The following is a 22,096-nucleotide window of genomic DNA, read 5'->3' on the forward strand; positions in this document are numbered from 1 at the left end:
ACGTCCACCCCGGACGGTGCTATGAGCAAGGTCCGCTACGCTAGCCCGGCTCACGTTCGGAACGACGTGGAAGGGAGCCGGCGGGAGATGATCCGACTGTCCGGGGTGTCCCGCACCTTCGACGGCCGTTCGGGGCGGGTGGAGGCGTTGCGTGGCATCGACCTCGACGTCGCCGAAGGCGAGTTCGTCGCCGTCCTCGGCCGCTCCGGCTGCGGCAAGTCCACGCTGCTGCGCATGATCGCCGGCCTGCTGCCGGTCACCGGCGGTCAGATCACAGTGGACGGCACGCCGATCACGAAGCCCCGCCGCGACGTGGCGATGCTGTTCCAGCGGCCGGCGCTGCTGCCCTGGCGCTCGGTGCTGGACAACGTGCTGCTGCCGGTGGAGATCTTCGGCTGGCGCCGCGCCGAGCACCGGGACCGGGCCCGCAGGCTGCTGGAGATGGCCGGGCTGGGCGGCTTCGAGAAGCGCCTCCCGCACGAGCTGTCCGGCGGCATGCAGCAGCGCGTATCGCTGTGCCGGTCGCTGATCGGCTCGCCCCGGGTGATGCTCATGGACGAGCCGTTCTCCGCGCTCGACGCGCTCACCCGTGAGGAACTCTCCGGCGAACTCCAGCGGGTGCACATGGAGACGAAGGCGACGATCGTCTTCGTCACCCACTCGATCGACGAGGCGGTGCTGCTCGCCGACCGGGTCGTCGTGCTCAGTCCGCGCCCCGGCCGCATCCGCGAGGTGGTCGGGGTGAACGTTCCCCGGCCCCGCACGCTGGGCCGCCACGAGCACCTGGCCGACGTCGCGCGGATCAGCGCCGAGCTGCACGAACTGCTGATGGAGCGGGACGCCCCGGGCGTACCCGTGGGAGGACGATGACGATGCGGGTCTCGGTGTTCACCGAACCCCACCGCGGCGCGGACTACGACGACCAGCTCCGGTTCGCCCGGCTGGTCGAGGAGACCGGCTTCGAGGGCTTCTTCCGGGCCGACCACTACCGGGCCATGGGGGACGAGCCCGCGCCGCCCGGCCCCACCGACGCCTGGCTGACGCTCGCCGCGCTGGCCCGGGAGACCTCCCGGATCCGGCTCGGCACGCTCGTCACGTCGGCCACGTTCCGGCTCCCCGGGCCACTCGCGGTCATGGTCGCCCAGGTCGACCGGATGAGCGGCGGCCGGGTCGAGCTGGGCATCGGCGCCGGATGGTACGAGCGCGAGCACACCGCGTACGGCATCCCGTTCCCGCCGGTCAGCGAGCGCTTCGACCGGCTCGCCGAGCAACTGGAGATCGTCACCGGACTGTGGCGCACCCCGTCCGACGAGACGTACAGCTTCACCGGTAAGCACTACCGGCTGGTCGACGCGCCCGCGCTGCCCAAGCCGGTGCAGCAGCCCGGCCCGCCGGTGATCGTCGGCGGCCGGGGACCGAAGCGCACCCCCGAGCTGGCCGCCCGCTACGCCGACGAGTTCAACATGCCGTTCAAGAGCGTGGCCGAGACCGCCGCCGCGTACGAGCGGGTGCGCGAGGCGTGCGACCGCGCCGGGCGGGACGCCTCCGGCCGCGCGCCACTGACGCTCTCCGCCGGCATCGTGGTGGCGATCGGACGCACCGACGCCGAGGCGCGGCGCCGGGCCGCGCCGCTGCGCGTCACGAGCGCGCTGCCGCCGGAGGACCCGGTGGTCGGCTCCCCCGCCCAGCTGGTCGACCGGATCGACGAGTTCGCCGCGATCGGGGCCACCCGGGTACACCTGCGCCTGATCGACTTCGACGACCTCGACCACGTGGAGCTCATCGCCGCCGAGGTGCTCCCCCGACTGGACGGACCACGATGACCGAACTCTCCGCCGACCTCGAACTCGGCCCGGTGGGCCAGGAGATCGTGTACGAGAACGACCGCGTACGCGTCTGGCACATCCGGCTGGAGCCGGGTGAGCGGCAGCCACTGCACCGCCACGACCACCCGTACCTGGTGGTGGCGATCCAGGGCGCCAAGAACGTGGTGCAGACGATCGACGGCACCACCATCGACGCCGACGAGCCGACCGGCGGCGTGGTCTACCGCGACCCGGGCGCGGTGCACATGCTGACGAACGTCGGCGACACCACCTACCTCGCGCGCCTGGTCGAGCTGAAGTAGCCACACCGGCAGGTTCGCCGCGCCGCGCGGCGGCAAGGTGGCGATCGGGGGCACCGGGCCGTAACGTGCCCGACATGGCCTTTCGGACGTGGGGCAGGCTGCTGCTCACGGCGCTCGGGGTGAGCGTGCTGGCCGGGGCCGGCCAGTTGGGCATCGCGTACGGCTTCGGAGTCGTACGCCTCGACGGCGCGTTCGTGGACGTCTCGGTCAACCGGTGGCCCGCCCAGCTCGTCTGGGTGGGCTGGTTCGCCGCTGTCGCCACGGTCGCCGGAGCCGTCCTCACCGAGCGTTTCGCCCGCCGCGACGACAGTCCCGGCGGCACCACCGAACTGCTCTCCACCGCCGGCGTCAGCGCGCTGGGCGCGATGGTGGTCGCCCCGCTGTGCATGCAGCCGGCCCGCGCGGCCGAGCTGGGCGGGTCCGTCGACCCGGTCTGGGCCGCCGGCATCTGCGCCGCCCTCGGCGCGGTGGTCGGAGCGGGCGCCGCGATCGCCGTCCTGCTCAAGCCGCCGTTCGGCTGGGGCGTGGCGATCATCGCCGGGATCGTCTGGCTGATGGCGCTGATCTCAGTCGCGCCCACGATCGTCTCCAGCCGGCCGCTGGCCACGGTACGGCTCGGCGTCCTCGAACCCTCCTGGCTGGATCCGGAGGCGGCGCAACGCCTGTCCATGCTGCTGCTGCCGGTGCTCACGCTGCTGGCCGGCGGGGCGGTCGGCGTGCTCGCCCGCCGGGCCGGATGGCCGCCGCTGATCGGCGGCGCGGCCGGGGCCGCCGGCCCGGTGCTCGTCGCGTTCGCCTACCTGACCGCCGGTCCCGGCTCGGCGACCGACCGCTACCAGGTCGCGCCCTACTACGGCGCGCTGATCGCCGTGATCGCCGGTGCACTCGGCTCGACCGCCACCACCGTGCTGCCCCGGCCGGTCACCGCCACCGGTGACCCCGACGCCGTCGAGGCCACCGACATCCTCGCGCCGCTGCCGCACTCGTCCACTCCGGGCGTCCCGGCCGCCCCGCCCGTGCCTCCGGTGACGAGCGGCGCCGCCGCGCCGGCGCACTGGAACTGGCCGGAGCCCGGCGGCTCGGCCACGGCGACGGCGCCGGCCGCTGGTACCGATCCTCCCGCCGCCGGTCGACTGGCCCTCACGGATCTGCCCGCCGTCGATCAGCCGACCGTTGCCGCGGAACGGCCGGCGGGTGAGCGCTCGGCTGTCGCCGATGCGAGCCACGGCCAGCCCATGCCGGGTCTGCTGCCTCCGGGGCGCCGGACCTCGGCCATCGACGTCCTTGCCGCGGGCCGCCCCGACCCGCTCCCGGCTCCGGGCACGGGTCCGGGCACGGTCGAAGGTCCGGGCACGGGCACGGCCCACGCGGGCGGCACCGGCGAGGCGGCCACCACGGACCGTGCGACCGCTCTCGACCCGGCCGCCGGTTCCGAACCCGCCGATGGAGCGTCCGGGCAGGCGACCGGTGTCCGGTCGGACAGCGGCGCCGGGTCCGCCACCGCCTCAGGCACCGGCTCGGCAGCCGGCACGGACGATGCCGCGTCGAAGCCGGAAGCGGCGGCAACCTCGCCACGGGTGACCCGGCCGCGCCGTACCCGCGCCGGCCGGCCCGGCGGGACGACCGACGGGCCGGTGTCACCCGCCGACGGCACAGCACCCCGCGCGGGGGACGACACCTCCCCGAGCGCCGGCGCGGACACGTCACCGGCCACCGGCGGCACCGCCGACGGTCACGTTCCCGGCCCGCGTACGGACAGCGGCGCCCTCGCCGGACCGGTCACGGCCGACGCGGACAGCGACACCCCCGCCGCGCCCCCGGCCGAAGCCACCGGCGCGACGGGCCGTACCACCCGCCCCCGGCGTACCCGCACTCCGAAGGCCCCGCGCGCCACCGCCCCGGCCTCCCCCGACTCCGGGCCGGCCGGCACCGCCCCGATCCCCCAGGCCACGAACCCGGACCGGGACGACACGAGCACCGACTCGAACGAGGTCGCACCGGCCGGGCGTACCGGACGCGACTTCTTCTTCGACGACCCGGCGCCCGACCCGTCGTCCCGGCCCCGGTTCCCGATGTTCGAGGACGTCACCGGAGCGCCCGGCGAGGTGCGCCCGGCCTGGCCGATCACCCCGGCGGCCCGCCCGCACCGCGCCACCACCGAACCGGACGTACCGGCCCGGGACGGCGCGGAGGCGTCCGCTCCGGCCGAGCCGGCGCCGCGCCCCCGCCACCGGGGCCTGCCCGAGCCGGGCGCGAGCACCGGCTGGGACGCGCTCGCCACGAACGCCCGCCCGGCGGGACCGGCCGCCCTGCCGGAGGCGGCAAGGCCGGCCGCCCGGCCCGAGGCGGCGACCGCCGTACCGGGCGAGGCGGGTGCCACGCTGCCCGAGGTCGCCGCCGCAGAGACGGAGGCGGACTCCCGGCGCGGGCGGCACGCCGGACCGGACGACGCCGACGCGTCCGGCGGGAAGTCGAAGACCCGGCGCGGCCTGTTCCGGCGCAACCGGGCCAAGGGCGACCCGGAGCCGGCCGACCGTACGGCCGAGCCGGGTGCCGAGGCCGACGACGAGTACGTGGACTGGGTCGCCGGTCTCGCCTCGGACGACAACGCCGACGACGCCCGCTCGCTGCGTACCGGGCGGCACCACCGCGAGTGAACGGCGGCCGGGGCGGGCCGGAAGCGACCCGCCCCGGGCCTCGCTCACGCCAGCGGCAGGTAGACCCGCGACCCGGAGGCGACGAACTCCTCCGACTTGCCGCGCATGCCCCGCGCCGCGTAGTCCTTCAACTCCTGCGTGATCTTCATGGAGCAGAACTTCGGCCCGCACATCGAACAGAAGTGCGCGGTCTTCGCGGGCTCGGCGGGCAGCGTCGCGTCGTGGTACGCCCGAGCGGTCTCCGGGTCGAGCGCCAGGTTGAACTGGTCCTCCCAGCGGAACTCGAACCGGGCCTTCGACAGCGCGTCGTCCCACGCCTGCGCGCCCGGGTGCCCCTTGGCCAGGTCGGCCGCATGGGCCGCGATCTTGTACGCGATCACGCCCGCCTTCACGTCGTCGCGGTCGGGCAGCCCGAGGTGCTCCTTCGGGGTGACGTAACAGAGCATCGCGGTGCCGAACATGCCGATCATCGCCGCGCCGATCGCGGAGGTGATGTGGTCGTACGCGGGCGCGACGTCGGTGGTCAGCGGGCCGAGCGTGTAGAACGGCGCCTCGTGGCACCACTCCTGCTGGAGGTCCACGTTCTCCTTGATCTTGTGCATCGGCACGTGCCCGGGGCCCTCGATCATCACCTGGACGTCGTACTCCCAGGCGATCTTCGTCAGCTCACCGAGCGTGCGCAGCTCGGCGAACTGCGCCTCGTCGTTGGCGTCCGCGACGGAACCAGGGCGCAGGCCGTCGCCGAGGGAGAACGTGACGTCGTACTTCGCGAGCAGCGAACACAGCTCCCGGAAGTTCGTGTAGAGGAAGTTCTCCTCGTGGTGCGCCAGGCACCAGGCCGCCATGATCGAGCCGCCCCGGGACACGATGCCGGTGACCCGGTCCACGGCGAGCGGCACGTACGGCAGCAGCACCCCGGCGTGCACGGTCATGTAGTCGACGCCCTGCTCCGCCTGCTCGATGACCGTCTCGCGGAACACCTCCCAGCTCAGCTTCACCGGGTCGCCGCCGACCTTCTCCAGCGCCTGGTAGATCGGCACCGTGCCGATCGGCACCGGCGCGTTCCGCACGATCGCCTCGCGGGTCTCGTGGATGCGCTTGCCGGTGGACAGGTCCATCACGGTGTCCGCGCCCCACCGGGTGGCCCAGGTCAGCTTCTCCACCTCCTCGGCCACCGACGAGGTGACGGCCGAGGTGCCGATGTTGGCGTTGACCTTCACCAGGAACGCCTTGCCGATGACGGCCGGCTCGCACTCGGGGTGGTTGACGTTGAGCGGCAGGACGGCCCGCCCGGCCGCGATCTCGTCCCGGACGAACTCCGGCGCCACCGACTCCCGGACCGCCACGAACTCCATCTCCGGCGTGACGATCCCGGCCCGGGCGTACGCGAGCTGCGTCGGCCGCCTCCCGTCCACGCCCGCCAGCGGCGTGCCGGCGCCGCGTACCGGCGCGACGTCCCCGCGCTCGGCGATCCACCGACCGCGCAGCGCGGGCAACCCCACCTCCGGGTCGGAGCCGGGACCGGAGGTGTCGTAGAGCCGCACCGGCGGGTTGTCCCCGGTCAGCGTCACCTCGGCGAACGGCACCCGGACGTCCGGGCGTGACCCCTCCACGTACACCTTGCGACGTGCCTGCATGACAGCCTCCCTGTCGCTCATGCGGACCAGCCGAAGTGGTCCAGCGGGCCGCGTCCCGCGCCCAGCTCCCAGGTCCGCGCGCCGGTCAGCGCGCGGGTGACGTACTCCTTGGCGGCCGCCACCGCCACCGGCACCGCGTCGCCCGCGGCGAGCCGGACCGCGACGGCGGCCGAGAACGAACAGCCGGTGCCGTGGTTGTGCCGGGTGTCCACCCGGGGCGCGCGCAGCAACCGTGTGGTTCCGCCGCCGGCGAGCACGTCCACCGACTCGCCGTCGGCGTCCACGTCGCCGCCGGTCACCACCACGAACGCCGGGCCGCGCGCAGCCAGCGCCTCCGCCGCCGCGACCATCTCCTCGACGGTGCCCACCGGGCCTCCGGTGAGGGCCGCGGCCTCCGCGCAGTTGGGTGTCGCCACCTCCGCGTACGGCAGCAGCCGCTCGACCGCCTCCACCACGCCGAGCCGGTGCCCGCTCGTGGCGACCAGTACCGGGTCGACGACCAGGTGCGGCAGCCGCCCGGCCCGGGCCGCCTCGGCCACCGCGTCCGCGACCGCCGGGGTGCCGAGCATCCCGGCCTTCACGGCGTGCACGTCGAAGTCGCCGAGCACGCTGTCCATCTGGTCGCGCACTGTCTGCGGCGGCAGGGGCAGGACGGCGTCCACGCCCCGGGTGCTCTGCGCGGTGACGGCGGTGAGCACTGTGGTGCCGTACGCCCCGAGCGCGGCGAACGTCTTGAGGTCGGCCTGGATGCCCGCTCCTGCTCCGGAGTCGGAGCCGGCGATGCTGAGAACTGTTTTCGGCGTCACTTGTCTTCTCCGGTGTCGCGGTTGAGGGCTGCCGCCTCCTGGAAGGCTCTGCCCAGCGTGGTGGCGGTCTCGGCGGGGTCCTGGGCACGCATGATGGCGCCCAGGACTGCTACTCCTGTTGCGCCTGCCTCTACGCAGGCCGCTACCTGGGCTGCCGTTTCGATGCCGCCGAGTGCTAGCACCGGGACCGGGCCGGCCGCGATCAGCTCGCGTAGCCGGTCGGGCCGCAGCGGTGGGCCGTAGCCGGGTTTCGTTCTTGTCCCGTAGACCGGTGACAGGGTGACGTAGTGCTCGGTGGTGAGCCGGGCCAGCTCGGCGTTGTCGTGGCAGGACCGGCCGACCAGTCCGACTGCGGGCGGCGGGTACGGCCCGGCGGCGGGCAGGTGCACCGCGTCCCCGTCGAGCGGATCGGGTCCGGCGACGATCAGCGTGCCACCTGCCTCGGCGAGGATCGCGCGCAGCTCGACGGCGAGCGCGAGGCGTTCGGCGCGGGGCATGTCCTTCTCCCGCAGCACCACCCAGCGCACTCCCCCGCCGACGGCACCCGCCACCACGTCGACGAGCGGCCCCCGGGCGACGCGCCGATCGCTCAACAGCACGACCCCGCTCGGGCCGCCCTGGATCTTGGTACGCGGCCGCCCCTCCACGGGCGCCTCCGTACCAAGATCCGCAGCGCGTACGGCGGTCACAGGGCGGGTCGTCCGTCGTCGGGAGTGGACGGCAGGGCGTGGAAACGGCGGGTGATACGGCCCGCTCCGTACGCCAGCCGCCCGGCCTCGACCGCGTACCGCATCGCCGTGGCCATCGCCACCGGGTCGGCGGCCCGGGTCACGGCGCTCGCCAGCAGCACCGCGTCGCAGCCCAGCTCCATCGCGAGCGCCGCGTCGGAGGCGGTGCCGATGCCCGCGTCGAGCACCACCGGCACGTCGACCGCCGCCCGGACCAGCCGGATGTGGTGCGGGTTGCCGATGCCCAGCCCGGAGCCGATCGGTGACCCGGCCGGCATCACCGCCGCGCACCCCACGTCGGCCAGCCGCCGGGCCAGCACCGGATCGTCCGAGGTGTACGGCAGCACTGTGAACCCGTCGGCCACCAGTTCCTCGGCGGCGCGCAGCAGCTCCACCCCGTCGGGCAGGAGCGTGCGCTCGTCGCCGATCACCTCCAGCTTCACCCAGTCGGTGTCGAACGCCTCCCGGGCCAGGTGCGCCGTCTTCACCGCCTCCACCGCGGTGCGGCAGCCGGCCGTGTTCGGCAGCAGCCGTACGCCGCACCGCTCCACCAGGTCGAGCAGGCCGCCCGACCCGCCGGGCGTGGTGTCCACCCGGCGCAGCGCCAACGTCAACAGCTCGGTGCCGGAGGCGCGGATCGCCTGCTCCAGCACGTGCAGGTTGGCCGCGCCACCGGTGCCGAGGATGAGCCGGGCGCCGAACGTCACGCCACCGATCTCCAGCGTGGACATACCGTTCACCCGCCCTGGGTGGCGCTGAGTACCTCGACCCGGTCGCCGTCGCGCAGCACGCTCGCCGACCAGCCGGCGCGCGGCACCACCTCGCCGTTCACCGCCACCGCGAGCCCGCGCTCCCGGTCGGTGACGGTGCGGACCACCTCGGCGACTGTGACGCCCTCGGGCAGCGTCCGGCCGGTGCCGTTGACGATCAGTTCCACGTGCGCTCCTTCCCGAAGCGGTCCGGGGTGAAGGGGGCGAACGCGGGATCCGGCTCGCCGGTGACGATCAGCTCAGTGACCAGGTCGGCGGTGACCGGGGTGAGCACGATGCCGTGCCTGTGGTGCCCGGTCGCGACGAGCACGCCCGGCCACCCGGGCAGCGGCCCGATGACCGGCGCGTTGTCGGGCGTACCGGGGCGCAGCCCCGCGACGGCCTCCACCAGCTCGTACTCGACGAGTTCCGGCACCAGCTCCGCGGCGGCGCGCAGCAGTGTCAGCACGCCACCGGCGGTGACCTCGGTGTCCGCGCGCTCCTCGACCGTCGCCCCGACGACGACCTCACCGCTGTCCCGGGGCACCAGGTAGACCGGCTCGCTGTCCGCGTACCCCCGGATCACGTGCCGGAAGCCCGGCGGGCCGCCGCCCGGCGCGCGCAGCCGCAGCACCTGGCCCTTGACCGGCCGGACCGGCAGGCCGCTCAGCGCCGCCGCGCCGCAGCCGGCCGCGACCACTGTGACCCGCGCGTCCACCTCGGACAGCGCGCCGACGCGGGCCGGGCGCAGCTCCACGCCGGCGCGTTCCGCGGCAGTGCGCAACGCGGCGACCAGCCGCCGCGGGTCGACCTGGTGGTCGCCGGGCGCGACAGCGCCGCCGCGCACGCGCGGCGCCAGCGCCGGTTCGCGGTCGCGCAGCTCCGAGGGGCGCAGCGGCGTGATCGGCAGTCCCAGACCCCGTTGGTACGACCACAGCCGCCCCGCCTCGGCCAGGTCGTCGGCGGTGAGCCCGACGACGAGCGTGCCCTCGCTGCGATAGCCGAGGTCAACGCCGCTCGCCCCGGTCAGCTCGGCCGCGAAACCGGGCCAGCGGGCGGCGGACTCGACGAGAAGCGCGGTCAGCTCGTGCTCACCGAAGTACGCCTCGGCGACCGGCGAGAGCATCCCGGCGGCCACCGACGACGCGCCCGACCCGGGCCGGTCGTCGTGCACCACCACGCGCAGCCCGCGCTGCGCGCACCGCCACGCGATCGCCCACCCGATCGGCCCGCCCCCCACCACCGCCACGTCGGTAAGGAAGGGCCCCTTGTTAACGCCTCCGGTAGAGGAAGGGCCCCCTTTTAACACGTCAGGGCCCGCATCAGCTCGGCCGTGGCGTGCGCCGGATCGGCGGCCAGGCTGAGCGCGCCGACCACCGCCACCCCGTACGCCCCGGCCGCCCGCAACTCCGGCACGCTCGCGGCGGTCACCCCGCCGATCGCGATCACCGGCACGGTCACCGCCTCGGCGACCGCGCGTACCCCTCCGGGGCCGATCGGGTCCGGCAGGCCGGACTTGGTGGTGGTGACGTGGCACGGGCCCACGCCCAGGTAGCTCGCGCCAGCATCCACGGCCGCGCGGGCACCCACCGGCTCGCGGGCGGTCGCGCCGAGCACCGCGTCCGGGCCGAGCACGCGGCGCGCGGCTGCGACCGGCAGGTCGTCCGCGCCGACGTGGCCACCGGCGGCGTCCACCGCGAGCGCCACGTGCAGCCGGTCGTTGACCAGGCACAGCGCCCCGTACGGCCGGCACGCCTCGGTCACCCGGCACGCCAGCTCGTATGCCTCCCGGTCGGTGGCGTCGTCCTCCACACGCACCTGCACGACGAGTTCGGCGCCTGCCACTGGCAGGGCGGCACGCAGCACGGCGAGCGGGTCACGCCCCGGCCGGGTGTCGGTGATGAGATGCAGTCGTCCCAGGGACAGCACGGCAACGCTCCTCCCTGCGCCGGCATTACCCGGATCAGGTTCGACGGTCGGGGGCTCCCAGCCCCCCTCTCAGCCCGGTCCGCACCGGGCTCCCGTGGGTCACTTGCGGCCTACCGTACGACGCCTACCGCCCGTACGGAACCCCCTCGTAACCTTCGTCCCACCCAAACGCACAAAGGGTGAGGGTTAGAGGACGGCGTCCAGGGCGTCGAGGTCCTCTTCTGTGGGGTGCCAGGTGCCGGCTTCGGCGTTTGAGCTCACCTGGGCGGGAGTCGTGGCACCGGCGATCACGGACGTCACGGCGGGACGGGCCGCCAGGCCGCCGATGGCCACCTGGAGCATGCTGATGCCGCGCTCGGCCGCGTACGCCTCGATCGCCTCGATGACGTCCCAGCGCGCGGCGGCCAGCCGCTCGGCGTACCGGCCGCCACCGGCCAGGCGGCTGTCCGCCGGGGGCGCCTCGCCGCGCCTGTACTTGCCGGTGAGCAGCCCGTTGGCGAGCGGGAAGAACGGCAGCATGCCGAGGCCGAACCGCTCACAGGCGGGGATCACCTCGTCCTCCACCCCGCGCTCCACCAGCGAGTAGTGGTTCTGCGCGGAGATGAACCGGGTACGCCCCTGCGACGACGCGGTCCAGTCGGCGTCGGCGATCTGCCAGCCGGCGAAGTTGGAGTTGCCCAGGTAGCGCACCTTCCCGGCGGTCACCAGGTCGTCCAGCGCGGCGAGCGTCTCGTCGATCGGGGTGCCCGGGTCCGGCTCGTGCATCTGGTACAGGTCGATGTGGTCGGTGCCGAGCCGGCGCAGCGACGCCTCGACCGCGCGGGCGATGTAGCGGCGGGCACCCCGGGCGCCGTGGTCCGGCCCGTTCGCGCCGTTCATGTCCATGCCGAACTTGGTGGCCACCACCACGTCGTCGCGGCGGCCCTTGAGCGCCTGGCCGAGCAGTTCCTCGGAGGCGCCCTGCGGCTCGCCGTAGATGTCGGCGGTGTCGAAGAAGTTGATCCCGGCGTCGAGCGCGGCGTCCACCACCGCCCGCGTGCCGTCGCTGTCGAGTTTGCGGCCGAAGTTGTTGCAGCCGACGCCGACAACTGACACCACGAGCCCGGAGTCGCCCAGCCGGCGATAGGTCATCTCACTCACGAGATCCACCCTATGCCCGCTGCCCGGGTGTCATCCGGGGAGCGGCAGCACCTCGGCGGCCAGCATCCGGGCGTCACCGATCGTCGCCGCCAGTTCCTCAGGGGTACGCCCCACCGCGCCCAGCCCGGCCAGGTCCGGCGCGCCCCGGTAGTAGAGGCCCAGGTCCCGGTCGATCACCCCACGTCCCAGACCGGCTCCGGCGTCTCCACCACGTCGCCGTCGCCGCGGAACAGCACGAACCGGTCGAAGGTACGGGTGAACCACCTGTCGTGCGTCACCGCGACCACAGTCCCCTCGAACGCGGTCAGCCCGGCCTCCAGCGCCTCGGCCGAGGCCAGGTCGAGGTTGTCGGTGGGCTCGTCGAGCAGCAGCAGCGTCGCGCCGGACAGCTCCAGCAGCAGCACCAGGAACCGCGCCTGCTGCCCGCCGGAGAGCGTGCCGAACCGCTGGTCGCCCTGACCTGCCAGCTCGTACCGGGACAGCGCCGCCATCGCGGCGTGCCGGTCCATGCCGGCCCGGTGGTCGTCGCCGCGCCACAGCACCTCGACGAGCGTCTTGGTCATCAGCTCCGGCCGGTCGTGGGTCTGCGAGAAGTGCCCGGGCCGGACCCGCGCGCCGAGCCGGGCCACACCGCCGTGCGCGACAGGCGCGAGCGCGGCCGCGCCGTCGACAGGCGTGTTGGCCGGCTCCGGGTCGGTGCCGCCCCGCGCCAGCAGGCGCAGGAAGTGCGACTTGCCGGTGCCGTTCGCGCCCAGCACCGCGACCCGGTCGCCGTACCAGAGTTCCAGGTCGAACGGGTACGTCAGGCCGTCCAGCTCCAGCTGCTCGGCGATCACCGCGCGCTTGCCGGTCCGCCCGCCGGTCAGGCGCATCCGGATGTCCTGGTCCTTCGGGGGTACGGGCGGCGGCCCGGCCTCCTCGAACTTGCGCAACCGGGTCTGCGCGGCCTGGTAGCGGGAGGCCATCCCGTCGTTGTACGCGGCCTTCTGCTTGTACATCAGCATCAACTCGCGCAGCTTCTGGTGTTCCTCGTCCCAGCGTTTGCGCAGCTCGTCGAGGCGGGCGTGCCGGGCCACCCGCGCGGAGTGCCAGCTCGCGAAGCCGCCCGGGTGCACCCAGGCGCTGCCGCCCTCCACCGCGACGACCCGGTCGGCGGTCTGCGCCAGCAGTTCCCGGTCGTGCGAGACGTAGAGCACGGACTTGCCCGACTCGCGCAGGCGCGCCTCCAGCCAGCGTTTGCCGGGTACGTCGAGGAAGTTGTCCGGCTCGTCGAGCAGCAGCACCTCGTCGGGGCCGCGCAGCAGCAGCTCCAGCGCGAAGCGCTTCTGCTGGCCGCCGGACAGCGTGCGGACCGGCCGTTCCCGGGCGCTGTCCCACTGCAGGTCCAGCACGATGGTGGCGACGGTGTCGAAGAGGACCTCGGCGTCGTACCCGCCGGTCTCGCCCCAGGCGGCGAGCGCCTCGGCGTACGCGAGCTGGGTCTTGGCGGCGGCGGAGCTGTACTTGCCGCGGATCTCGGCCGCCCGCATGGCCGCCTCGGTCTCGGCGAGCCGCCGCCCGGCGTCGCGCAGCGCCGGTGGCGCCAGCGACAGCGCCAGGTCGGCGAGCGTGGACTCGTCGCCGATCATGCCGATGAACTGCCGCATCACGCCCAGCCCGCCGGAGCGGGCGATAGCGCCGGTCTTCACCGGCAGGTCACCGGCGACCATCCGCAGCAGCGTGGTCTTGCCGGCGCCGTTCGGGCCGACCAGCGCCACCTTGGCACCCTCACCGACCCGGAACGACACGTCGCCGAACAGCTCACGCCCGTCCGGGAGGATGTGCCCGACTCCTGCCACGTCCACGTATCCCACGCGGGCATCCTGCCCGAGCCGGGTCGGTGGACGACACCGGATTACCGGGTGACCCGCAGCACCCGGTAGCCCTTCTGGCTGGCGTGCCGCTCGACCGACCAGCCCTGCTCGACCAGCCAGCGGTGCAGCGAGTCGCCGCCGAGGTGCCGGGCGACGACCAGCCAGGCCACGCCGTCCGGGGCGAGCCGGGGCAGCCAGCGCAGCAGCAGGCCGTGCAGTTCCGCCTTGCCGATGTGGATCGGCGGGTTGGACCAGATCTGGGCGAAGGTGACGTCGTCCGGCAGGTCGTCGGGCGCGACGGCGCTTACCCGGTCGGCGGCGCCGACCCTTGCCGCGTTGGCCGTGGTGAGGGCGCGGGCGCGCTCGTTGACGTCCACGGCCCAGACGGTGGCCTCCGGTGCGACTGTGGCCAGGACGCAGGTGATCGGGCCGAAGCCGCAGCCGATGTCGAGCAGCGCGCCGGTGACGTCGGCGGCCGGCAGGCCGGCCTTGCGCAGCAGCACGGCGGTGCCCGGGTCGAGCCGGTCGGCGGAGAAGACGCCACCGGCCGAGGCGAGCGTGTAGTCGCGCCCGGCGACTGTGAACTCGACCTCGCGGGGGCGGGCCGGGGTCGAGGGCTCAGCTGTGAAGTAGTGGTCGCCGGTCACGTCCGCATTCTCGCACCGGGCCGGAGCGGTTCCGGCGACGGTGTCACGGGCGGGGTCGCACGCCACTCCGCCAGAATTTCCCGATATTACCCCTGAAAGGGACAATCAGTCCTACTCTATGTCACATGGTGTACCGGTACGAGTCCGATGAGGACGCCTTCCTGGAGTACCCGAAGCCCGGGTCGGCCCCGAACGGGCCCGCAGCCACGACGCCCCCGCCCGCGGGTCCGTCACGCTCCCGCTTCCCCACGCCGTCGCTGCCCCCGCCGCCGCGCCCGCAACCGGCGCTGCCGCCGGCCGGCGCGGCGGAGCAGGCCGACCCCGACGGGCAGGCGGTGGCAGACGACGCCCGCGCCCCCGTTCCGGCGCCACCGGCCCCGGCGCCGACACCCGGACGGCCCGCGCCGCCACGGGAGCCCTCCCCGGTGCCGCAGCCCGCGCCGCCCATGCCGGCACCCGTACCGGCGGCGGCGAACCGGCCGACGGTGCCGATCCCGGCCAGCCCCACCGCCCGCGCCGCCGACGTCTCCGAACTGCCCCGGACCCGGCGCGCCGAACGCCGCGGCGGCGGCCGGTTCTGGCAGACGCTCGTCGGCGGCGCCGCCGTCCTGCTGCTGCTCTCGCTCACCGGGCTGGCAGTCGCGGCCCTGCTCGACGAGCGCACCGCCACGCCCCCGGCGAGCCGGCCGACTCCGCAGCCGACCGAGTCAAGCGCGCCGTCCGGCGGCACCGACCTGGACTCCCGGGACACCGACCAGGCGTCGCTCACCGCCAAGGAGGTCTTCCCGGCCAAGGATCTGGTGGTCACCGACGGGAAACCGGCCTACCGGGTGCTGAAGACCCAGGCCGGCACGAAGTGCCAGGTCGCGGCCACCGGCGAGATCGCCGACCTGCTGGTCCGGCTCGGCTGCAACCAGGTGGTGCGGGGCACGCTCCGCTCCCCCGACGGCGACCACCTGATCACCGCCGGTCTGTTCAACCTCACCGACGTGGCCACCGCCGAGCGGGTGCGCGACCGCATCCGGCCGCTGCTCGACGCGCGCCAGGGACGGTTCCGTGGCATGGCGGCGGGCGACGACACCGACGCGGTGGAGAAGGCCGCGGCCCGGGTCGCCTGGCAGGTACGCGGACACTACGTCGCCTTCTGCCTGGTCACCCGCGCCGACGGGGAACGCATCCCGAGCGACGACGCGACCGCCCGCGAGATCATGTACGACCTGGTCGAGCTGCACCTCAACCGGGGTGTGCTGGACCGTCGCGCGGCGGCCGGCACGGCCGGGCAGCCCGACGCCGACTCGGCCGAGGACAGCGCCGGTCAGCGGGGCACCGACTGAGCCGGGCTCAGCCCTCGGCCACCGGCACCCGCAACCGGCGGGTCTCCTCGGCGCGGCGGGCGTACTCGGCCGGCTCGGCCGGGTAGCCCACAGCGACCAGGGCGAGGCCGTGCGCGGGCGCCACTGTCACCTCGCTGGAGCGCTCACGCCGGGTCAGCAGACCGGCCGGCCACTGCACCGGCCGCCGCCCGTCACCGGCCACCAGCATCGCACCGACCAGGCTGCGCACCATGTTCTGGCAGAACGCGTCGGCCTGCACGGTGGCGACCAGGATCCCGTCCGGGTCGCGCCGCCAGTCCAGCCGGGTCACCTCGCGCAGCGTGGTGGCGTTCTCCTTGCGCCGGCAGTACGCGGCGAAGTCGTGCTCGCCCACCAGCCCTGCGGCGGAGGCGTTGAGCGCGGCCAGGTCCAGCGGCTTCGGCCAGGCCAGGGTGTCCCCGCGGCGCAGTGGCTCGGCACCCCACGGGGCGTCGGTGACCCGGTACTCGTAGCGCCGGAACGTGGCCGAGAACCGGGCGTCGAAGTCGGCGGGCACCTCGGTCATCGCGCGTACCCGGACGTCAGGCGGCAGGAGCCGGGCGAGCCGGCGCAGCAACCGGCCCTCGTGCTCCCGCCACACCGCGGCCGGCAGGTCGAGGTGGCAGACCTGCCCGGTGGCGTGCACACCGGCGTCGGTACGCCCGGCCACCGTCAGGCCGGCCACCGTGCCCGCGCCGAGCACCAGGTCCAGCGTCTGCACGAGTACGCCGGCCACCGTGCGCCGGGTCGGCTGGGGCGCCCAGCCGGAGAAGTCGGTGCCGTCGTACGAGACGTCCAGCCGCAGCCGGGTCCGCTCGTCCACCTCGTACCTCCTGTCGACGGCGACGGGCCCGGCACCCCCGAGGGGATGCCGGGCCCGGTCGAGCCTGATCTCAGGCCTTGTCGTTCTCGGTGGCCTCGTCGCTGTCCTCACGGGCGGCGGCGGTGTCACCCGACGCGGAGACCGGCGCCTCGGCGTCCTGGTCACCGGCGCTGGAGCGCGGGGTCTCCTCGGCCGGGGCCAGGGCCTCGACCTTGTCCTGCTGGGCGGCCTTGCGGGCGGCGGTCTTCTTGTTCGCCTTGGGCTCGGCGACCTGAAGCTCCTCCACCAGCTCGATGATCGCCATCGGAGCGGCGTCACCCTTGCGCGGGCCCGTCTTCACGATCCGGGTGTAGCCACCGTTGCGGTTGGCGTACCGGGGCGCGATCTGGTCGAACAGGGCGTAGACCACGTCCTTGTCCTTGACGACGCCCAACACGCGGCGGCGCGAGGCGAGGTCGCCGCGCTTGGCCTTGGTGATGAGCTGCTCGGCCAGCGGACGCAGCCGCCGGGCCTTCGTCTCGGTGGTCTGGATCTTGCCGTGCTGGAACAGCGCGGTGGCCAGGTTGGCCAGCATCAGCCGCTCGTGCGCGGGGCTGCCGCCGAGGCGGGGGCCCTTGGTGGGCGTGGGCATGCTTGGTGCTCCTCAGGTGTGGCGGCAGCGCGGACTAGAGCTGCTCGGTCTCGCGGTAGTCGTCGGTGTCGTAGTCCGCCTCGCCGAAGGCGTCCACGACGTGCGCCGGGTCGAAGTTCGGAGCCGAGTCCTTCAGCCCCAGGCCCATCCCGGCGAGCTTCATCTTGACCTCGTCGATCGACTTCTGACCGAAGTTGCGGATGTCGAGGAGGTCGGCCTCGGTACGCCCGATGAGCTCACCAACGGAGTTGATGCCCTCGCGCTTGAGGCAGTTGTAGGAGCGGACGGTGAGGTCCAGCTCCTCGATCGGCAGGGCCAGGTCCGCCGCCAGCTGGGCGTCCTGCGGGGACGGCCCGATGTCGATGCCCTCGGCGGTCTCGTCCAGCTCCCGGGCGAGCCCGAACAGCTCCACCAGCGTCGAGCCGGCCGAGGCCAGCGCGGTACGCGGGCCCATCGACGGCTTGGTCTCGACGTCGATGATGAGCCGGTCGAAGTCGGTCCGCTGCTCGACACGGGTCGCCTCGACCCGGTACGTCACCTTGAGCACCGGCGAGTAGATCGAGTCGACCGGGATCCGGCCGATCTCCGCGCCCGCCTGCTTGTTCTGCGCCGCGGTGACGTAGCCGCGACCCCGCTCGACGGTCAGCTCCATGTCGAGCCGGCCCTTGCCGTTGAGGGTGGCGAGCTTCAGGTCCGGGTTGTGCACCGAGACACCGGCCGGGGGCTGGATGTCACCGGCGGTCACGTCACCCGGGCCCTGCTTGCGCAGGTACATGCTGACCGGCTCGTCGTGCTCGGAGCTGACGCACAGCTCCTTGATGTTCATGACGAGCTCGACCACGTCCTCCTTGACACCGGGGATCGTGGTGAACTCGTGCAGCACACCATCGATCTTGATCGAGGTGACAGCCGCACCCGGGATCGAGGACAGCAGCGTACGCCGCAGCGAGTTGCCCAGCGTGTAGCCGAAGCCGGGCTCCAGCGGCTCGATGGTGAACCGGGAGCGGGTCTCGTTGATCGACTCTTCGGAGAGAGACGGTCGCTGGCTGATGAGCATCTTTTCTCTTCTCTTCCGGGGCGCCCGCTATTTGACGCCCACGACACAACTGTTCCGGTGGCCCGCCCCCAAGGACGGGCCACCGCAATGAGCCCTTACTTGGAGTAGAGCTCGACGATCAGCTGCTCCTGGACCTGGGTGTCGATCACCTGGCGGGCCGGGAGCGAGTGCACGAGGATCTTCAGCTGGCTCGGGATCGCCTCCAGCCACGCCGGAACGCTCCGCGAGCCGGCCTCACCCTGTGCCACGAGGAACGGGGTGAGGTCCTTGCTCTTGGCACGCACCTCGACGATGTCGTGCTCCTTGACGCGGTACGACGGGATGTCGACCTTCTTGCCGTTCACCGTGAAGTGGCCGTGCTTGACCAGCTGACGGGCCATGTCCCGGGACTTGGCGTAGCCGGCCCGGTAGACCACGTTGTCCAGCCGCGACTCGAGGATCTGCAGCAGGACCTCGCCGGTCTTGGCCTCCTTGCTCACGGCCTCTTCGTAGTAGCCGCGGAACTGCTTCTCCAGCACGCCGTAGACACGACGGGCCTTCTGCTTCTCACGGAGCTGGAGCAGGTACTCCGTCTCCTTCGTGCGGCCGCGGCCGTGCTGCCCGGGCGGGAACGGCCGGGACTCGAACGGGCACTTCGGACCATCGCACTTGCTGCCCTTGAGGAACAGCTTCATCTTCTCCCGCCGGCAACGGCGGCAGTCAGCACCGGTGTAACGAGCCATCTCTCTCTAACCTCTCAGACCCGGCGACGCTTCGGCGGACGGCACCCGTTGTGCGGCTGCGGCGTGACGTCGGAGATCTGCCCGACCTCGAGGCCCACTGCCTGCAGCGAACGGATGGCGGTCTCCCGGCCGGAGCCGGGGCCCTTGACGAACACGTCGACCTTGCGCATGCCGTGCTCCATCGCGCGGCGCGCGGCGGCCTCGGCGGCGAGCTGCGCGGCGAACGGAGTCGACTTGCGGGAGCCCTTGAAGCCCACCTGGCCGGAGGAGGCCCAGGAGATGACCGCACCGGTCGGGTCCGTGATGGACACGATGGTGTTGTTGAAGGTGCTCTTGATGTGCGCCTGCCCGTGGGCGACGTTCTTGCGTTCCTTGCGCCGGACCTTCTTGACGGCGGCTCCGGCACGAGCCTTCGGTGGCATAAGTCTGTGCGCTCCTAGTTACTTCTTGCCGGGCTTCTTCTTGCCGGCCACGGTCCGCTTCGGGCCCTTCCGGGTCCGCGCGTTGGTCTTGGTGCGCTGGCCACGCACGGGCAGACCGCGGCGGTGCCGGATACCGGCGTAGCAGCCGATCTCGACCTTGCGGCGGATGTCAGCGGCGACCTCGCGGCGCAGGTCGCCTTCAACCTTGTAGTTGCCCTCGATGTGGTTCCGGAGCTCGACGAGCTCCTCGTCCGTGAGGTCCCGAACGCGCTTGTCCGGCGAGATGCCGGTCGCGGCGAGCGTCTCCAGGGCGCGGGTGCGACCGACCCCGAAGATGTAGGTGAGCGCGATCTCCATCCGCTTCTCGCGGGGGAGATCCACGCCGACTAGACGTGCCATGTGCGGGCGTACTCCTCGTGATGTTGTGGCGGAGGTGTGGACCCGTCCCACCCCGCTACCGGCCGTCCCTGTCCCTCCGGCGTCAGGAACGCCGGCGACCGGGATCGGTCGCTGCCCGAGCGGGCCCCGGCCTCCGACCGGGGGTCAACCACGAGGGGGTACGCGCTGCGCACCCGACCGCGGCTGGGACGAGCTGGTGATGTGTGGGGCGTCAGCCCTGGCGCTGCTTGTGGCGCGGGTCGGTGCAGATGACCATGACCCGGCCGTGCCGGCGGATCACCCGGCACTTGTTGCAGATCCTCTTGACGCTCGGCTTGACCTTCACGGTTGCCTTACTTCCCATCTGGCCCGGACCCGCGACACAGCGCGACCCGGACGTCGAAGACGGACACGGAAACGTCCCGGCCGCCGTCAGGCTTACTTGTAGCGGTAGACGATGCGCCCGCGGGTCAGGTCGTACGGCGAGAGTTCGACGACGACCCGGTCCTCCGGCAGGATGCGGATGTAGTGCTGCCGCATCTTGCCGCTGATGTGAGCCAGCACCTTGTGACCGTTCGCGAGCTCCACCCGGAACATGGCGTTCGGCAGGGGCTCGATGACCCGACCCTCGATCTCGATGGCTCCGTCTTTTTTCGGCATGTCCTCCGCTGTCCTGACGTCGGTTACTCCGGACGGCCCACAACGTCTTACACGGGTGAACTGACCAAGATCAGGAAACCCGCGCCAGCCGCGGCTCCGACTCCCACCGAAGCGCAGGGTGGGCATGGCGGAGTGGACGCTGTGCGCCGATCAGAAAGTGTACGCCGACCCGCACCTGCTCGCCAAACCGACCGGCGCGGCAGTCACCCGGACGACTCGGATATGACGCAGGTCACGTCTCCGGAAGCTCGCGCTTCGCCCGCCGGCGGGCCTCCCGCTCGGCCCGCTTGCGCCGCCGGCGCTCGGCGTCCTTCTCCGGCGCGCCGGTGGCCAGCCCCTGCGCGGTCCGGTAGAGCACCACGGCGCCCCACGGGCCGAGCACCCAGATCGGCCAGTAGTCGTCGAACTCGCCCTCACCCAGCCGGGAGACGAACCAGATCGCGGTGAGGATCAGGGCCACCTTGAGCCACGGCCCCCAGACCCCCAGCAGCCAGGCGCTGCGCACCCCGCTCACGGCCTCCGGGCCCGGGACCGCCACCCCGCCCTCCCCCGCCGCACGAGGCGCCGGCAGGGGACGCCCGGCCGGTCCGGCGCCGGGCAGGTCGGTCAGCAGCTCGTCCAGCTCGCCGTAGGTCTTCGACCCGTACGCCCGGCGCAGCCGGTCGTCGTACTCGTGCAGGTCGAGCCGGCCCTCGTTCAACGCCGCCCGGAGTCGCTCCGCGGTGGCCTCCCGGTCCGCGTCGGCCGCCCGCATGCGGTTGCGCTCCTCCATGGGGGCAAGCATGTCACCCGATCACCAGCCCCGGCACGGCGTGGCCGGTCATCCGGCGCGGCCGGCGCTCCGGTCAGGCCGGGGAGTCCACCGACGTCTGCCGCGCGGTCACCAGGTCGCCCAGACGGGCCCGTCCGCCATCCTCGGCGGTCAGCACCCACACGCCGTCGTCCAGCAGCGCCATCGAGTGCTCGACGTGCACCGCCATCGACCCGTCCCGGGTCACCACGGTCCAGCCGTCGGACAGCTCGACCGTACGCGGTGAGCCCATCGTGATCATCGGCTCGATGGCGAGCGCCAGGCCCGGCACCAGGCGCGGCCCCTTGCCGGGACGCCCGTGGTTGAGCACGTGCGGGTCCTGGTGCATCTCGGTGCCGATGCCGTGGCCGCCGTAGCCGTCGACGATGCCGTACCGGCCGCCCTTGCGGACCGCTGTCTCGACCGCGTGCGAGATGTCGGTGAGCCGGCCCCTGCCGGAGGCAGCCCCGCGCGCCGCGGCCGCGATCCCGGCCCACATGGCGTCCTCGGCCACCGCCGTCATCTTCAGCAGGGCCGGGTCGACCTCGCCGACCGGCACCGTGACCGCCGCGTCGCCGTGCCAGCCGTCCAGCACCGCGCCGCAGTCGATCGAGATCAGGTCGCCCTCGCGCAGCACCTGCTCGGGCGACGGGATGGCATGCACCACCTGCTGGTTGACCGAGGAGCAGATCGACGCCGGGAAGCCGTGGTAGCCCTTGAACGACGGCACGGCGCCCGCCTCGCGGATGGTCGACTCGGCGATCGCGTCCAGGTCGGCCGTCGACACGCCCGGCGCCACCGCCTCCCGCATCCGGCGCAGGGCACGGGCGACGACCAGACCGGCGGCCCGCATCAGCTCGATCTGCTCGGGGGTCTTCAGCTGGATGTCCAGCTGGGGACGGCGCATGGTGGTGGTTACCTTTCGTCGCGCGTACGCGGAGCAGCGGGGCACGTCGCACGTACCCCGCTGTTCGCACTCTATCCGCC

At 73.3% G+C, this 22,096-nt stretch carries 26 protein-coding genes and 1 riboswitch; of the genes, 5 read left to right on the plus strand and 21 right to left on the minus strand.

Annotation, left to right across the window (positions count from 1 at the left end; genetic code table 11):
* The first annotated feature begins 87 nt into the window (after positions 1 to 87).
* From O7622_RS00515 to O7622_RS00530, 4 genes are all read left to right on the plus strand, one after another.
* Entirely contained in the window at positions 88 to 870 is a 783-nt protein-coding gene (locus O7622_RS00515; RefSeq protein WP_282311349.1) for an ABC transporter ATP-binding protein, read from the plus strand.
* 2 nt (positions 871 to 872) lie between these two features.
* A complete protein-coding gene (locus O7622_RS00520; protein WP_282314269.1) occupies positions 873 to 1,823 on the plus strand; it encodes an LLM class F420-dependent oxidoreductase in 951 nt (316 codons plus the stop codon).
* Positions 1,820 to 2,128, plus strand: coding sequence for a cupin (locus tag O7622_RS00525; RefSeq protein WP_013288595.1), 309 nt, complete (start codon positions 1,820 to 1,822; stop codon positions 2,126 to 2,128). Before O7622_RS00520 ends, O7622_RS00525 begins: the two co-directional genes overlap by 4 nt.
* Positions 2,129 to 2,202: 74 nt before the next feature.
* A complete protein-coding gene (locus tag O7622_RS00530) occupies positions 2,203 to 4,785 on the plus strand; it encodes a hypothetical protein (RefSeq protein ID WP_282311350.1) in 2,583 nt (860 codons plus the stop codon).
* A gap of 44 nt (positions 4,786 to 4,829) precedes the next feature.
* Here O7622_RS00530 and thiC read toward each other — a convergent pair whose 3' ends face one another.
* From thiC to O7622_RS00585, 11 genes are all read right to left on the minus strand, one after another.
* A complete protein-coding gene (gene thiC, locus O7622_RS00535) occupies positions 4,830 to 6,422 on the minus strand; it encodes a phosphomethylpyrimidine synthase ThiC (protein WP_282314270.1) in 1,593 nt (530 codons plus the stop codon).
* Positions 6,423 to 6,439: 17 nt separating this feature from the next.
* The gene (thiD, locus tag O7622_RS00540; protein WP_282311351.1) at positions 6,440 to 7,228 is read right to left on the minus strand and encodes a bifunctional hydroxymethylpyrimidine kinase/phosphomethylpyrimidine kinase; all 789 of its coding nucleotides are present in this window, start codon (positions 7,226 to 7,228) and stop codon (positions 6,440 to 6,442) included.
* A complete protein-coding gene (locus O7622_RS00545) occupies positions 7,225 to 7,875 on the minus strand; it encodes a thiamine phosphate synthase (protein WP_282311352.1) in 651 nt (216 codons plus the stop codon). The genes thiD and O7622_RS00545 overlap by 4 nt, the downstream gene beginning before the upstream one ends.
* Positions 7,876 to 7,913: 38 nt before the next feature.
* Positions 7,914 to 8,696, minus strand: a complete 783-nt coding sequence (locus O7622_RS00550; RefSeq protein ID WP_282311353.1) for a thiazole synthase — start codon at positions 8,694 to 8,696, stop codon at positions 7,914 to 7,916.
* Positions 8,693 to 8,893 carry a sulfur carrier protein ThiS gene (gene thiS / locus O7622_RS00555; protein ID WP_282311354.1) on the minus strand — a complete coding sequence of 67 codons (201 nt, stop codon included), beginning with the start codon at positions 8,891 to 8,893 and terminating at the stop codon, positions 8,693 to 8,695. Before thiS ends, O7622_RS00550 begins: the two co-directional genes overlap by 4 nt.
* Complete coding sequence (gene thiO / locus O7622_RS00560; protein ID WP_282311355.1) at positions 8,884 to 10,014, minus strand: glycine oxidase ThiO; 1,131 nt, start codon at positions 10,012 to 10,014, stop codon at positions 8,884 to 8,886. The genes thiS and thiO overlap by 10 nt, the downstream gene beginning before the upstream one ends.
* Positions 10,008 to 10,634 (minus strand): thiamine phosphate synthase, encoded by a 627-nt coding sequence (gene thiE, locus O7622_RS00565; RefSeq protein ID WP_282311356.1) that lies wholly within the window; start codon positions 10,632 to 10,634, stop codon positions 10,008 to 10,010. Before thiE ends, thiO begins: the two co-directional genes overlap by 7 nt.
* Positions 10,629 to 10,740: riboswitch (TPP riboswitch) on the minus strand. Its footprint overlaps the gene before it by 6 nt.
* Before the next feature lie 80 nt (positions 10,741 to 10,820).
* The gene (locus tag O7622_RS00570) at positions 10,821 to 11,783 is read right to left on the minus strand and encodes an aldo/keto reductase (RefSeq protein WP_282311357.1); all 963 of its coding nucleotides are present in this window, start codon (positions 11,781 to 11,783) and stop codon (positions 10,821 to 10,823) included.
* 21 nt (positions 11,784 to 11,804) lie between these two features.
* Positions 11,805 to 11,951, minus strand: a complete 147-nt coding sequence (locus O7622_RS00575) for a hypothetical protein (RefSeq protein ID WP_282311358.1) — start codon at positions 11,949 to 11,951, stop codon at positions 11,805 to 11,807.
* The gene (locus O7622_RS00580) at positions 11,948 to 13,627 is read right to left on the minus strand and encodes an ATP-binding cassette domain-containing protein (RefSeq protein WP_282311359.1); all 1,680 of its coding nucleotides are present in this window, start codon (positions 13,625 to 13,627) and stop codon (positions 11,948 to 11,950) included. The genes O7622_RS00575 and O7622_RS00580 overlap by 4 nt, the downstream gene beginning before the upstream one ends.
* Positions 13,628 to 13,668: 41 nt before the next feature.
* Positions 13,669 to 14,274, minus strand: a complete 606-nt coding sequence (locus O7622_RS00585; RefSeq protein ID WP_282311360.1) for a methyltransferase — start codon at positions 14,272 to 14,274, stop codon at positions 13,669 to 13,671.
* A 125-nt stretch (positions 14,275 to 14,399) separates the two neighbouring features.
* On the opposite strand from O7622_RS00585, the gene O7622_RS00590 reads away from it, so the two are divergent.
* On the plus strand, positions 14,400 to 15,608 hold the full coding sequence (locus O7622_RS00590) for a hypothetical protein (protein WP_282311361.1): 1,209 nt from the start codon (positions 14,400 to 14,402) through the stop codon (positions 15,606 to 15,608).
* A gap of 7 nt (positions 15,609 to 15,615) precedes the next feature.
* Here O7622_RS00590 and truA read toward each other — a convergent pair whose 3' ends face one another.
* From truA to map, 10 genes are all read right to left on the minus strand, one after another.
* A complete protein-coding gene (gene truA, locus O7622_RS00595) occupies positions 15,616 to 16,449 on the minus strand; it encodes a tRNA pseudouridine(38-40) synthase TruA (protein WP_282311362.1) in 834 nt (277 codons plus the stop codon).
* A gap of 70 nt (positions 16,450 to 16,519) precedes the next feature.
* The gene (gene rplQ / locus O7622_RS00600; RefSeq protein WP_013288611.1) at positions 16,520 to 17,080 is read right to left on the minus strand and encodes a 50S ribosomal protein L17; all 561 of its coding nucleotides are present in this window, start codon (positions 17,078 to 17,080) and stop codon (positions 16,520 to 16,522) included.
* A 34-nt stretch (positions 17,081 to 17,114) separates the two neighbouring features.
* Positions 17,115 to 18,137 (minus strand): DNA-directed RNA polymerase subunit alpha, encoded by a 1,023-nt coding sequence (locus O7622_RS00605; protein ID WP_007073009.1) that lies wholly within the window; start codon positions 18,135 to 18,137, stop codon positions 17,115 to 17,117.
* Positions 18,138 to 18,232: 95 nt separating this feature from the next.
* A complete protein-coding gene (rpsD, locus tag O7622_RS00610) occupies positions 18,233 to 18,859 on the minus strand; it encodes a 30S ribosomal protein S4 (RefSeq protein ID WP_282311363.1) in 627 nt (208 codons plus the stop codon).
* Between the two features lie 14 nt (positions 18,860 to 18,873).
* Complete coding sequence (gene rpsK, locus O7622_RS00615; RefSeq protein ID WP_013288613.1) at positions 18,874 to 19,281, minus strand: 30S ribosomal protein S11; 408 nt, start codon at positions 19,279 to 19,281, stop codon at positions 18,874 to 18,876.
* Positions 19,282 to 19,299: 18 nt separating this feature from the next.
* Positions 19,300 to 19,680: a 30S ribosomal protein S13 gene (rpsM, locus tag O7622_RS00620; RefSeq protein ID WP_013288614.1), complete on the minus strand. Its 381-nt coding sequence runs from the start codon at positions 19,678 to 19,680 to the stop codon at positions 19,300 to 19,302.
* A gap of 211 nt (positions 19,681 to 19,891) precedes the next feature.
* Positions 19,892 to 20,005 carry a 50S ribosomal protein L36 gene (gene rpmJ / locus O7622_RS00625; protein ID WP_012184307.1) on the minus strand — a complete coding sequence of 38 codons (114 nt, stop codon included), beginning with the start codon at positions 20,003 to 20,005 and terminating at the stop codon, positions 19,892 to 19,894.
* 92 nt (positions 20,006 to 20,097) lie between these two features.
* Positions 20,098 to 20,319, minus strand: coding sequence for a translation initiation factor IF-1 (infA, locus tag O7622_RS00630; RefSeq protein ID WP_007073013.1), 222 nt, complete (start codon positions 20,317 to 20,319; stop codon positions 20,098 to 20,100).
* A gap of 232 nt (positions 20,320 to 20,551) precedes the next feature.
* A complete protein-coding gene (locus O7622_RS00635) occupies positions 20,552 to 21,073 on the minus strand; it encodes a DUF1707 domain-containing protein (RefSeq protein ID WP_282313996.1) in 522 nt (173 codons plus the stop codon).
* A gap of 91 nt (positions 21,074 to 21,164) precedes the next feature.
* Entirely contained in the window at positions 21,165 to 22,016 is an 852-nt protein-coding gene (gene map, locus O7622_RS00640) for a type I methionyl aminopeptidase (RefSeq protein WP_282311364.1), read from the minus strand.
* Between the last annotated feature and the right edge of the window lie 80 nt (positions 22,017 to 22,096).

Source organism: Micromonospora sp. WMMD1076 (assembly GCF_029581475.1).
Classification (GTDB): domain Bacteria; phylum Actinomycetota; class Actinomycetes; order Mycobacteriales; family Micromonosporaceae; genus Micromonospora; species Micromonospora aurantiaca.